At 67.5% G+C, this 13,018-nt stretch carries 10 protein-coding genes; 7 read left to right on the forward strand and 3 right to left on the reverse strand.

All coding sequences use genetic code 11. The features are described from left to right. Window positions 1-100: 100 nt before the first annotated feature. From AC1RL5_RS00650 to AC1RL5_RS00660, 3 genes are all read right to left on the reverse strand, one after another. Window positions 101-1,726, reverse strand: a complete 1,626-nt coding sequence (locus tag AC1RL5_RS00650; RefSeq protein WP_492589047.1) for an NADP-dependent glyceraldehyde-3-phosphate dehydrogenase — start codon at window positions 1,724-1,726, stop codon at window positions 101-103. Window positions 1,727-1,909: 183 nt separating this feature from the next. Then, entirely contained in the window at window positions 1,910-2,947 is a 1,038-nt protein-coding gene (locus tag AC1RL5_RS00655; protein ID WP_093409914.1) for an AraC family transcriptional regulator, read from the reverse strand. Window positions 2,948-2,956: 9 nt separating this feature from the next. Then, complete coding sequence (locus tag AC1RL5_RS00660) at window positions 2,957-3,871, reverse strand: GGDEF domain-containing protein (RefSeq protein ID WP_011061991.1); 915 nt, start codon at window positions 3,869-3,871, stop codon at window positions 2,957-2,959. A gap of 562 nt (window positions 3,872-4,433) precedes the next feature. Here AC1RL5_RS00660 and AC1RL5_RS00665 point away from each other — a divergent pair. The 7 genes from AC1RL5_RS00665 to AC1RL5_RS00695 all read left to right on the forward strand — a co-directional run bounded on the left by AC1RL5_RS00665 (window position 4,434) and on the right by AC1RL5_RS00695 (window position 13,011). Beyond that, window positions 4,434-6,956, forward strand: a complete 2,523-nt coding sequence (locus AC1RL5_RS00665; RefSeq protein ID WP_401260326.1) for a TonB-dependent receptor — start codon at window positions 4,434-4,436, stop codon at window positions 6,954-6,956. 39 nt (window positions 6,957-6,995) lie between these two features. Continuing rightward, complete coding sequence (locus tag AC1RL5_RS00670) at window positions 6,996-8,918, forward strand: phytase (protein WP_492589046.1); 1,923 nt, start codon at window positions 6,996-6,998, stop codon at window positions 8,916-8,918. Window positions 8,919-8,999: 81 nt separating this feature from the next. Next, window positions 9,000-9,710, forward strand: coding sequence for a protein TolQ (tolQ, locus tag AC1RL5_RS00675; RefSeq protein ID WP_011061988.1), 711 nt, complete (start codon window positions 9,000-9,002; stop codon window positions 9,708-9,710). 16 nt (window positions 9,711-9,726) lie between these two features. Next, window positions 9,727-10,173 (forward strand): protein TolR, encoded by a 447-nt coding sequence (gene tolR / locus AC1RL5_RS00680; RefSeq protein WP_103407999.1) that lies wholly within the window; start codon window positions 9,727-9,729, stop codon window positions 10,171-10,173. Next, the gene (locus AC1RL5_RS00685; RefSeq protein ID WP_103407998.1) at window positions 10,170-10,991 is read left to right on the forward strand and encodes an energy transducer TonB; all 822 of its coding nucleotides are present in this window, start codon (window positions 10,170-10,172) and stop codon (window positions 10,989-10,991) included. The genes tolR and AC1RL5_RS00685 overlap by 4 nt, the downstream gene beginning before the upstream one ends. A gap of 197 nt (window positions 10,992-11,188) precedes the next feature. Beyond that, the gene (locus tag AC1RL5_RS00690; protein ID WP_258028925.1) at window positions 11,189-11,596 is read left to right on the forward strand and encodes a c-type cytochrome; all 408 of its coding nucleotides are present in this window, start codon (window positions 11,189-11,191) and stop codon (window positions 11,594-11,596) included. An 86-nt stretch (window positions 11,597-11,682) separates the two neighbouring features. Continuing rightward, window positions 11,683-13,011 (forward strand): D-arabinono-1,4-lactone oxidase, encoded by a 1,329-nt coding sequence (locus tag AC1RL5_RS00695; RefSeq protein ID WP_492589125.1) that lies wholly within the window; start codon window positions 11,683-11,685, stop codon window positions 13,009-13,011. Window positions 13,012-13,018: the final 7 nt, after the last annotated feature.

Genomic DNA, 13,018 nt, shown 5'->3' on the forward strand with positions numbered 1-13,018 from the left:
AGGGTGATGCCCCGCAGGTGTTTGAACGGGCCCAGATCGGTTCCTCCGGTTGGCGGCAGGGGCCGGGCGTTCGCGCCAGGGCGAACGCTCGGGGGCTCCCTCAGAAAATGTAGTCGGTGGTCAGGAAACTCGACTCGCGATTACGGATGATGTCGCTGATCAGTTGCTTGTTGCGCTCCTGGAACTTGGTAGCCACCAGGGTGCGGATCGAGAAGGTGCGCAGTGCGTCATGTACCGACAGCGTGCCCTCGGCGGAGTTCTTGCGGCCGTTGAAGGGGAAGGTGTCCGGGCCGCGCTGGCACTGGGCGTTGATATTGATCCGCCCGACCTGGTTGGCGAAGGCGTCCACCAGCCGGCCGATCTCGGCCGGGTCGCTGCCGAACAGGCTCAGTTGCTGGCCGAAGTCCGATTCCAGGACATAGTCGATCACGGTGTCCAGGTCGCGGTAGGGCACGATGGGCACCACCGGGCCGAACTGCTCCTCGTGGTAGACGCGCATCTGCGGGGTCACCGGGTACAGCAGCGCCGGGTAGAAGAACGAAGCCCGGGCCTCGCCGCCGTGGGCGTTCACCACCTTGGCGCCGTGGCCCTGGGCGTCGGCCACCAGGGCGTGCAGGTAGTCGACCTTGGTGTTCTCCGGCAGCGGCGTCAGGGCCACCCCCGGTTCCCAGGGCATGCCCGGCTTGAGGCCTTGCAGCTTGGCGTTGAACTGCTCGATGAAGCGTTCCACCACGGCTTCGTGGACGAACAGGATCTTCAGCGCGGTGCAGCGCTGACCGTTGAACGACAGCGAGCCGGTGAGGGCTTCGCTGACCGCGTTGTCCAGGTCGGCATCGGGCAGCACGATCCCCGGGTTCTTCGCGTCCAGGCCCAGGGCCGCGCGCAGGCGGTGGGGCTTGGGGTGGAGTTTCTTCAGGTCGCTGGCGGCCTTGTTGGTGCCGATGAAGGCAAAGATGTCGATCTTGCCGCTGGCCATCAGCGCGCTGACGGTCTCGCGGCCGCTGCCGTAGATGACGTTGATCACCCCGGCCGGGAAGCTGTCGCGGAAGGCTTCGAGCAGCGGGCGGATCAGCAGCACGCCGAGCTTGGCCGGCTTGAACACCACGGTGTTGCCCATGATCAGCGCCGGGATCAGGGTGGTGAAGGTCTCGTTCAGCGGGTAGTTGTAGGGGCCCATGCACAGGGCCACGCCCAGGGGCACGCGGCGGATCTGGCCGAGGGTGTCCTGTTCCAGTTCGAAGCGGCTGGAGCGCCGGTCCAGTTCCTTCAGCGCGCCGATGGTGTCGACGATGTAGTCGCAGGTGCGGTCGAACTCTTTCTCCGAGTCCTTGAGGTTCTTGCCGATTTCCCACATCAGCAGCTTGACCACCGCCGTGCGCTGCTCGCGCATGCGCGCCAGGAAGGCTTCCACGTGCTGGATGCGTTCGGCCACGCGCATCGTTGGCCAGGCGCCCTGGCCGCGATCGTAGGCGCGCACTGCGGCGTCCAGGGCGGTGAGGGCGGTGTCGGCGTCCAGCAGCGGGGTGCTGCCGAGAATCACCTGGGTATCGCCGTCGGCGCCGCTCAGGTAGATCGGGCTGCGGACCTGGGCCAGGGGGCCGTTCCAGGTGCGCAGTTCACCGTCCACCAGGTAGTCGCGCTGCTCCACCGGGTCGGGCAGGCGAAAGGCTTCGGGGATGTCGGCGGCGGCAGGAAACAGGTGGCTCAATAGATTGGCTGTGGTCATGACTCTACCCCGTGTTGGAAATGGCTCCGGCGCGGTGACAGCGACGGCATCGCTCCATGGTTTATACGCCTTAATGGCCCGGCGCTTTAGCGGTTTTTCCACCGGGCGCCCGAGCACGACGGCCCGCGGCGCCCCTGTGCGGGCCCGCGGCGCGTCAGCGGTCGTGGTTCGAGATTAAACGTTTCAGCCGCTGCCCAGCAACTGCCGGATCAAGCTCGGGGTGCTGCCGGTCCAGCGCTTGAATGACCGGCGGAAGTTGGCCGGGTCATTGAAGTTCAGGTACTCGGCCACCGCCTCGTTGCTCCAGCCCTTGATCTGGTACAGGTACAGCGCCACGTGCTTGTGCACCCGGTCCACCTGTTGCTGGTAGCCGCTGTGGTGCTTGCTCAGCTTGCGCTTGAGGGTGGCCGGGCTCATGGCGAAATCCTGGGCCGCCTGCTCCAGGCTCGGGGTGTGGCGTACCTGGGTTTTCAGGTAGCGGTACAGGGTGTCGAGGAAACTGCTGGCAAACCCCAGTTGGCGCAGGTGCTCGTCGGCCTCCAGGCGCGCCACCTGGCCGGCGGTGGCCGAGGCCCCGGGCCAGGGCCGGGTCAGGTATTGCCGGGGGATGCGCATCAGGTCCAGGGGCCGCTGGAACTGGGTCTGTTCCCCCAGGTGCACCCAGTACTGCTCGACGTAGCGCGGCTCGCTGTGGCTGAAGCTGCATTCCCAGGGCAGGCGCTGGCCGGCCAGCCACTGACTCATGGCCACCAGTGAAGTCATGCTGGCTTCCAGGAGGAACCGCCAGTGCTCGCCGGCGCCGCAGCTGTCCAGCCAGTAGCAGTAGGCGTGATGCTCGTCCAGCACCAGGCGCGGGCTGGCCAGGGGGCTGAGCAGCGCCTGCTGCTGCACCAGGGCGTCCAGGGCCTGGTGCAGGTTCTGCGCATGGCGCAGGGCATGGCTGGCGGCGCCGTAGTGCCCGGGCAGCAGGCGCTGGCCAAACAGGAAACTGCTGTCGTCGGCATCCAGCAGGCGCCGGCCGTTGCCGATCAGCGCCAGGAACTGCTGCGGGCTGAGGCGGGTCTGGCCGGCCAGGATGTCCTCGTGGAACAGCCCGGTGCCGCGCAGCAGGCGGTGGCTGTCGATGTCCCGGGACAGCGCCAGGTCGATCAGCGCCGCCGGTTGATAGTGCCCGGGGATAAACCGCGTATCGGCTTCGTACCAACTGGTCTTCACGGTCATGACGGCGCCTCAGGCGGTTTTTGCCAGGGGCTGCTTGGCCCGGGCCAGGGCCAGGTTGAGGCGCTTGAGCAGCCCCTCCGGGGTTTCCTCCAGGGCCATCACCACCGCAGTGCTGGCCGCCAGGTGCAGGCGCTCGCCGTGTTGTCGGGTCTTGTGTGCCAGGCCCTGCACCGCCTGTTGCAGCTCCAGGGCCAGCAGCCGTGCCTGGCTTTCCCCGGTGTTGGGCAGCAGCACCACGAAGCGGTCGCCGGCCAGCCGGCACAGCAGGTCCTGGCGCCGCAGGTTGAGCAGCAGCACATGGCTCAGGGCCTGCAGCACCGCATCGCCTTCGGCATGGCCGTAGTCCTGGTTGATCGCCGCGAAGTGGTCCAGGTCCAGGGCCAGCAGCGACAACGGCTGCTGCTGGCGGCGGCTGTCTTGCAGGCTGCTGGCCAGCTCGCGCTTGAGGTAGTCGGCGCCGGCCAGGGGCGTGAGCTTGTCGAACTGGCGATGCTCGCGAAACAGCCGCTCCTTCTTTTCCATCTGCGCGCTGATGGCCAGCTGTTCGCGGTGCCAGTGGTAGATGCCGATGGTCAGCAGGATCATGCCGATGGGCATCGGCCCGGACTCCAGCCAGTGGTCCCAGGTGATGCTGTCGGGCAGGCGGATGAACTCGTCGAGGCTGTCGATCCACCAGGAAAAGAAAATGCAGCTCAGGCCCAGGGCCAGGTAGTTGGTGACCCGCCCGGCGGGGCGGCTCTTGAGCACCAGCCCGAGCCAGACCAGGGCCAGGAGCGCCGAGCCGCCTTCGCCGATGATGTCCAGCCACTGCCACTCGCTGACCGATTTCAGGCTGCCGCAGGCCAGGTGCAGCAGCAGCCCGGCATTGGCCGCCAGCAACAGCGCGGCGAGTTTCCAGCGGTGGGGTTTGAGCACGGAGAACATGGCCGCGATCCTTTTTGCCAGGAGTGAGAGGGCGCCAGCACAGCAGATGTTTGTGACAGTGGGGTGACGCCGGGGAAACCCGGCGTGAGGTCGAATCAGCTCACGGCGAATGCGTTTTTTTTCGGCCCGCAGGAGCCGGCTTGCCGGCGAAGAGGCCCGCAAGGCCTGCGCCCGACGGGGGATGGCTTTCGCGGGCAAGCCCGCTCCTACGGGGCGGCGGGTGCACCACGGATCTGTAGGAGCCGGCTTGCCGGCGAAGAGGCCCGCAAGACCTGCGCCTGGCGGGGGATGGCTTTCGCGGGCAAGCCCGCTCCTACGGGGCGGCGGGTGCACCACGGATCTGTAGGAGCCGGCTTGCCGGCGAAGAGGCCCGCAAGACCTGCGCCTGGCGGGGGATAGGGGTCAATTCAGCTCATTTGCCGGGGCGAAAGCCGGGCAATGGGGTGTTTTGGCCCGTTGCCGCCCAGGCCTGTCACAGAACCGTCATTCGCCGACCCTAGCGTGCCCTCCCAGTTGCCGGGCCTCTTGCCCGGCGTTAGCGGACTCTTGGGGGAGGACCAACATGTACAAGCGCAGCAGTCCCGGGCTTGTCAGCTTTACCTTGACCGCGCTGGCCATGGCCATCGCCAGTGAACGCTTGAGCGCCGCGGAACCTGCGGCCACCGAGCATGTGGAAGTGGTGGGCCAGGCCGCCAGCATCGACCAGGCGCTCAAGGAGCAGCGGCGCTCGGACAGCATCGAAAGCGTGGTGCACGCCGACGGCGTGGCCCAATTGCCGGACCAGAACGTCGCCGAGGCGGCGCAGCGCCTGCCGGGCATCAGCATCGAGCGCGACCAGGGCGAAGGGCGCTTTGTCAGCGTCCGCGGCCTGGGCCCGGACCTCAACAGCGTGACCATCAACGGCACCCTGGTGCCCTCGCCGGAAAGCGCCCGCCGAGCCGTGGCCCTGGATGTACTGCCCTCGGAACTGGTGCAGTCGCTGTCAGTGATCAAGACCCTGACCCCAGACATGGACGCCAACTCCCTGGGCGGCACCGTGGATGTGAAAAGCCTCTCGGCCTTCGACCACAAGGGCCTGTTCTACACCGGCAGCAGCGAGGCCAGCTACGACCAGAACACGCGACAGGCCAGCCCGAAATTCTCCGGCGCGGCGAGCAACCGCTTCAGCCTCGGCGACGGCGTCGACAATTTCGGCGTGGCCGCGGCCCTGAGCTGGCAGAAGCGCGATTTCGGTTCCGACAACGTCGAGACCGGTGGCGCCTGGGACTTCGAGCAAGGCGCCAAGCTGCAGGAATTCGAGCAGCGCGACTACGCCATCAGCCGCGAGCGCGCCGGTGGCGGCCTGAACTTCGACTACAAGCCCGACGACAGCAGTAGCTACTACCTGCGCACCCTGTACAGCCGCTACAAGGACAGCGAGACCCGCAACTCCACCAGCATCGAGTTCGCCGACCCCCTGGCGGCCGGCGAGCGCGGCGACGCCGAAGCCTCGCGCAAGCTCAAGCAGCGCGAGGAAACCCAGGAGATCCAGTCCTACGTGTTCGGCGGCGAGCGCCAGCTGGGCCTGTGGACCCTCAGCGGCCAGACCGGCTACAGCCGCTCCAGCGAAGACAGCCCGGCGCATATCGCCGGGGCCACCTTCAAGGGCAACAGCGATTTTTCCGACAGCGGCTTCTACGACAACGGCAAGCCGCGCCCGGTGATCGGCGCCGGTTTCTATGACCCGGCCAACTTCACCCTGGACAAGGTCGACTGGGAAAAGCAGAACACCACCGACACCGAGAAGAACCTGCGCCTGGACCTGGCCCGGGACTATGACCTGAGTGGCTACGCCGCGCAGTTCAAGTTCGGCGGCAAAGTCAGCCGGCGCAACAAGGACAACGACCTGGAAGCCTGGGTCTACAAGGACTTCGACACCCTGGGCTTTACCGACCAGCAGCTCAACCTCGGGCAGTTCCAGAAGGGCAACGTGGACTATTCCCTTGGCCGCTTCGGCCCGGGCATCAGTGGCGGCGCCATCAAGCAACTGATCGGCGGCCTGAATCAGGCGGCCTTCTACGACGAGGAAGAATCCCGGGTCAACGACTTCAAGATCCGCGAAGACATCAACGCCGGCTACTTCATGAACACCCTGGACATCGACGACTGGCGCTTCATCGCCGGCCTGCGCTACGAGGGTACCGAGTTCGAGGCCAAGGGCACCGGGGTCACCGACGGCGCCTTCACCGCCACCGACACCCAACGCCGCTACCAGCACTGGCTGCCGGGGCTGCATGCGCGCTACCAGCTGGACAAGAACACCCAGGTCCGCGCGGCCTGGACCAAGAGCGTGGTGCGCCCGACCTTCGGCCAACTGGCCCCGGGCTTTGTCATCGACGGCGACGAGGCGACCTTCGGCAACCCCGACCTCAAGCCCCTGGAGTCGAGCAACCTGGACCTGGGCATCGAGCACTACATGGGCCGTGCCGGCAGCGTCTCGGCCTTCGTGTTCTACAAGGACATCCAGAACTTCGTCTACAACACCGACCTGGCCGGCACCGGCGCCTGGAGCGGGTTCTCCGAGGCGCACACCTTCGCCAACGGCGACAGCGCCAAGCTGTACGGCCTGGAACTGGCCTATTCGCAGAAATTCGACTGGCTGCCGGCGCCGTGGAACGGCCTGCTGCTGGGCGCCAACAGCACCTTCAGCCGCTCCAGTGCGAGCATCGAGGGCTTCGACCAGAAGGCCGGGGTCAACCGCAAGCGCGACATCGACCTGCCCAACCAGTCGGACACCGTGGGCAACCTGATGCTCGGTTGGGAAGACGACAAGCTCAGCCTGCGCCTGTCGGCCAACTACAAATCGGCCTACCTCTATGAGCTGGCCTCCATCAGCGACAAGGCCCACGACCTGCATGTGGATGCCCAGACCTTCGTCGATTTCAGCGCCAAGTACTCCCTGACCAAGAACCTGCAACTGAGCTTCGAGGCGCAGAACCTCACCGACCAGCCGTACTTCGTCTACACCGGCAACCGCTCCTACAACGCCCAGTACGAGGAATACGGCCCGACCTACAAGCTCGGCCTGACCTTCACCCATTTCTAAGCAACGGGCCCTTGCCCGACCGCACACCCAAGGATTGTGATGAGCACTGTATCGACCGCAAGAAATGGCCTGCTGGCCCTGTGCATTGGCTTGACCTGTGGCGCCGCCCTGGCTGCCCCCAGCGTGCCCGGCCTGAACCTCAAGCCCTGGGCCGAGCAGACCCCGGGCGTTACCGGCCTGGGTTTCGTGCCCGCCGGCACAGGCGCCGACCGGCTGCTGGCCAGCGAGCGCGAAGGCCTGTTGCTGGTGGACGAACAGGGCCGCCAGCTGGCCCGCTTCAAGGGCTCGTTCAACGGCCTGGACAGCCGCGCCGCCGGTGGCCAACTGCTGGTGGCCAGCCTCGACAACCAGCGCCAGCAGGCGCTGCTGGTGAGCCTCGACCCGGCCAGCCGCACCTGGGGCCAGCCGCTGTACCTGCCTACTCGGGACTACCCGGTCAACGGCCTGTGCCTGTACCGCGACGAGGCCAGCAACCTGTTCCTGTTCCTGGTGGGCGAGGAGGGCAAGGGCGAGCAGTGGCTGGTGGGCCACGGCGCGCAACTGAGCGCCGAGCCGCAGCGGGTACGTGGCCTGCCCCTGCCGCCGGAGGCCAAGTTCTGCCAGGTGGACGACGCCGCCCAGCAACTGCTGGTCAATGAACAGAATGTCGGCTGGTGGGCCTACCCGGCCCATGCCGAAGCCGACACCGCGCGCCAGCCGGTGGCCCTGCGCGCGCCCTTTGGCGACATCAGGAAAAGCGCCGGGGCCATGGCCCTGGTGCCGGGCGGGGTGCTGGGCCTGGACCCGAAGGCCGCGCAACTGCATCTCTACCAGCAGCAGGAAAAAGGCTGGGTGGCCCAGGCCACGTTGCCCCTGGCCGGCCTCAAGGAACCGGAAAACATCGCCCTGCGCGCCAGCGACAAAGGCCTGCAGGTCTTGCTGCGCGATGACGAGGATGGGCGCCTGTACCAGGGCCAGTTGAACTGGCAGGCCACCTCGCTGGCCCTGCCGCCGGTATTGCCCACCGTACAGGCGGCGGCGCAGAGCGAGCCGGTGGGGCGCCAGGGCGATGCCGCCGATGACCCGGCGATCTGGGTCCACCCGCAGCAGCCCTCCCTGAGCCGGGTGCTGGGCACCAACAAGAAGCAGGGCCTGCTGGCCTACGACCTGCAGGGCAAGCTGTTGCAGGAGCTGGCAGTGGGGCGCCTGAACAACGTCGACGTGCGGCCCAACTTCCAGCTCGGCGAGCGCCGTGTGGACCTGGCCGTGGCCAGTAACCGCGACCGCAACAGCCTCAGCCTGTTCGCCATCGACCGCGCCAGCGGCGAGCTGAGCGAGGCCGGGGAGGTGCCCACGCCGCTCAAGGAAATCTACGGTATCTGCCTGTTCCAGCCGGCCAGTGGCGAGATCTACGCCATTGCCAACGACAAGGACGGCACCTTCGTCCAGTACCGCCTGAGCGCCCCCGGCGGTACCGCCCAGGGCGAGCTGGTGCGCCGGTTCAAGGTGGCCAGCCAGCCCGAGGGCTGTGTCGCCGATGACCAGCGCCAGCGCCTGTTCCTCGGGGAAGAGGACGTCGGCGTGTGGGCGGTGGATGCCCGGCCCGAGCAGCCGGCGACCCTGCACAGCGTGATCAAGGTCGGCGGCCTGTTGCAGGCCGATGTCGAGGGCCTGGCCCTGTACCAGAGCAACGCCCGCGACTACCTGGTGATTTCCAGCCAGGGCAACGACAGCTACCTGGTGCTGGATGCCGAACCGCCGTTCGCTTCCCATGGCGCCTTCCGGGTCAGCCTCAACGCCCGCGCGGGGATCGACGGCGCCTCGGAAACCGATGGCCTGGAAGTCACCTCGGCCAACCTCGGCGGGCCCTGGAGCCAGGGCCTGCTGGTGGTCCAGGACGGGCGCAAGCGCATGCCCGAGCAGACCCAGAACTTCAAGTTCGTGCCCTGGGCCGAGGTCACCCAGGCCCTGAAGCTGCCCTGAGCCGGCGGTCATCACCTTGTCATTTGAATGTCATCGAATAGCCCCGCCAGCCCAGGCGGGCACCCGAGAAGGAGTTCCACCATGCAGGCCACACTCGAACACATGAGCATCTGGGGGCTGATCAGCGATGCCAGCCTGTTGGTCAAGGCGGTGATGCTGACCTTGCTCCTGGCGTCCTTGCTCAGCTGGTACCTGATCATCCAGCGTGGCGCCGTGCTGCGCGGTCGTGAGCAGCGCTTCCAGGCTTTCATCCAGCGTTTTCGCGCCGCCCCCGAGCTGCTGCCGCTGTACCGCGAAGTGGCCAAGGGCAGCGACGCCGAAGGCGGCGTGGAGCCGATCTTTGCCGCCGGCTACCAGGAGTTCAGCCACCTGCGCGGCCAGCCCGGCGGTGCCGGAGAAGGGGTGCTGGAGGGTGTGGAACGGGCCTTGTACGTGGCCATCAGCGAGCAGGAAACCCGCCTGGAAAAGGGCCTGCAGTTTCTCGCCACTGTGGGTTCGGTAAGCCCCTATATCGGCCTGTTCGGCACCGTGTGGGGGATCATGAATTCCTTCCTCGGCCTGTCCCAGGTGCAGCAGGCGACCCTTTCCACCGTAGCCCCGGGCATTGCCGAGGCGCTGATCGCCACCGCCATCGGCCTGTTCGCGGCCATTCCCGCGGTGATTGCCTACAACCGTTTTTCGGCCCGCAGCCAGACCCTGCTGACCCGCTACTACGCCTTTGGCAATGAACTGCAAGTACGCCTGCATCGCACCTTGCAGGGCACCCCGAGCCACCTGGCCGTGGCCGCCTGAGAGAAGGAGCAAGCCGATGTTGACCCGGCCGCAACGCAAGCACGGACCCAAGGCGGAAATGAACGTGGTGCCCTACATCGACGTGATGCTGGTGCTGCTGGTGATCTTCATGGTCACCGCGCCGATGCTCACCCAGGGGGTGAAGATCGAATTGCCCAAGGTCGCCAGCGAAGCCCTGGCCACCGACAGCCGCCAGCAGATCCTCACCCTGTCGGTGCAGGCCGGTGGCGGCTACTACTGGAACCTGGGCGGTGAACTGGACACCCGCAATCACACCGACAGCGCTGTGGACCTTGAGCAGATGCGCGCCAAGGTGGCCCAGGTGATTGCCCGGCGCGGCGACACCCAGGTGTATATCCGCGCCGACCAGGACGCCGCCTATGCAAGCGTGGTGGCGGCCATGGCCGCGTTGCAGCAGGGCGGGGTACACAACCTGGGGCTGGTGACCGAGGCCCCGCAATGACGGCGATGATCATGCACAACCCCACCGCGATGCCCCTGCGGCCCGAGGCGTCCGGCTTCTGGCGCAACAGCCTGGCGGCCAGCCTGGCCCTGGCCCTGCACGCCGGAGTGCTGGTGGCGCTGGTGCTGGGCGGGTCGGTGGACAAGCCGCAGGTCGAGACGCCGCCGGTACTGACCACCCAACTGGTGATGCTGGCGCCGCCTGCCGCCCCCGCGGAACCGCTGCCGGCGGTGGCCGAGGTGGCGCCACCGCCACCGTCAACGCCACCGCCCGCGGCTGCGCCGGAGCCGGCCAGGCCCCGGGTTGACCCCCAGGTACAGGCGCAGAAGCTGGAGCAGGCGGCCCTGGCGCGCAAGCGGGTGGAAGACAAGAAACGTGAGCAGGTGCAGGAGCAGCAGCGCCAGCAGCGCGAGCGCCTGGAGGCCGAGCAGCGCCAGCGCGATACCGAGCAACGTGTGGCCCAGGAACAAGCGCAGGCCCAGCGTGCCGAACAGTCGCGGCTGGCTGCCGAGCGCACGCGCCAGCAGGCGGCCCAGGCGGCGGCCGACAGTCGCCAGTACCAGCCCCTGAGCAAGGAGGCCCCGGACTACCCGCAACGGGCCCTGGACAAGAACCTGGAAGGCGACTGCACCGTGGAATACAGCGTCAACCCCCAGGGGCGGGTGGAGAACCCCAAGGTCATCGACGGTTGCCACCCCCTGTTCATGCGCCCGTCCCTGGCAGCGGTGGCGACTTTCCGTTATCAGCCGCGGCTGATCGACGGCCAGGCGGTAACGGTGCCGGCGGTGCGCAACACCTTCCACTATCGGATCAAGTAAGGCGCGGGGCAGGCATGGGCCCGTTGCCATGCAGGCAGCCTCTGGCTGACCGTGCGCGCCCTGGCTGGCCGAGCCTGTCCCCTTGGCTGGCCGCCAATGCCCTCAACCCCGGGGCGCGGGTGTCTTAGTGTGGCCGGGTGTGGTCCGCCGCTGTCGCCGGGGCGGGCCCCTTGCCCTGGCCGCACTGAGGACCGCCGATGCCCACTGTCACCCCCGCCTGTTCGCGCCCGTTGCGGCGCCACTCTTGGCTACCGATTCGTAGCGCCCTGGGCCTGGCCCTGGGTCTGCTGCTGAGCGCCTGCGGCGAGGCTGAACCGCCTGCTGCCGTGCGCCTGGACGCCGCCCGCCAGAGCCCGGCCGACCCGGCCCTGGCCCAGGTCTACGCCAGCAGTTGCCAGCTGTGCCATGCCAACCCGGCCTCCGGCGCGCCTTTGGCCGGCGATGCCAAGGCCTGGACGCCGCGCCTGGCCCAGGGTGCCGACACCCTGCTGGACCACAGCATCAACGGCTACCAGGGCATGCCGCCCATGGGCCAGTGCATGCAGTGCAGCGAAGAGCAGTTCCTGGCCCTGATCAGCTTCATGTCCGGCCACTCATTCCAATAAAAAGCACAGGTTCCCCCTTCATGGTCATGCACCTTTCCCGACGCCGGCTGCTGCAAGGGGCCGGCGCCCTCGGCGCGTTCAGTGCGCTGTGCAGCAACCCGCTGCTGGCCGAACTGGCCCGCGCCCCGCGGCTGATTCCCTGGCGCAACTGGTCCGGCGCGCAAAGCTGCCTGCCCCAGGCGCGGCTGGCGCCCAAGGACCTGGATGAACTGCGCCAGGTGGTCCGCCAGGCCCCGGGCAAGATCCGCCCGGTGGGTGCCGGGCACTCCTTCAGCGCCCTGGTGCCCACCGACGGCACCTTGCTGTCCCTGGCCTATTTCAACGGCCTGCTGGACCACGACCCCAAGACCCTGCAAGCCGAATTCGCCGCCGGCACGCCCATGTCGCTGATGGGCCCGGCGCTCAAGGAGGTGGGGCAGGCGCTGTGGAACATGGCGGATATCGACTACCAGACCCTGGCCGGGGCGATTGCCACTTCCACCCACGGCACCGGGGTCGGCTTCGGTTCCTATTCGTCCCGGGTCTGCGGGCTGCAACTGGTGACCGCCGGCGGCGAAGTGCTGGACTGCGACCCCCGGCGCAACGCCGAGGTGTTCCACGCCGCCCGGGTGTCCCTCGGCGCGCTGGGGGTGGCGACCCGGGTGCGCCTGCAGAACCGCGAGGCCTATCGCCTGCGGGAAAAACAGTGGATCGGCAAGACCGAGGAACTGCTGGAGGACATGGACAACCTGACCCGCGACAACCAGCACTGGGAAATGCTCGTGGTCACCCACTCCGACTACGCCCTGGCGGTGGCCCTGAACGAAACCACGGAGCCGCCGACCCCGCCCACCGATCCGGCCGAGGAGGGCGGCAACGAGTTCGTCAACCTGATCGAAAACCTCGACAAGTACGTCAGCGACTTCCCCGAGACCCGCCGCCACCTGCTCAACAGCCTGCGCTGGCTGGCGCGCTTCGATGAGCGGGTGGGGGATTCCTACCAGATCTACGCCAACGTGCGCAGCGTGCGCTTCAACGAAATGGAGTACTCGGTGCCGGCGCACCTGGGGCCGGCGTGCCTGCGGGAAATCCTCGCGCTGATCCGCGACAAGGACCTGCGCACCTGGTTTCCCGTCGAGTACCGCTACGTCAAGGCCGACGACATCCCCCTGAGCATGTTCGAAGGTCGCGACAGCTGTTCGATCTCGGTGCACCAGCACTACAGCATGGACCACCACAACTTCTTCGCCGCCGTGGAGCCGATCTTCTGGAAGTACCAGGGGCGCCCGCACTGGGGCAAGCACCACAGCCTCAATGCCCGCACCCTGCAGGGGCTGTACCCGCAATGGGCAGCCTTCGCCAGGGTGCGCCAGGCGCTGGACCCGCAAGGCAAATTCATCAACGCCCACCTGGCCTCGGTGCTGGGTGTGGCGTGAACAGGAG

The organism is Pseudomonas sp. GW822-FHT06D10 (assembly GCF_058799535.1).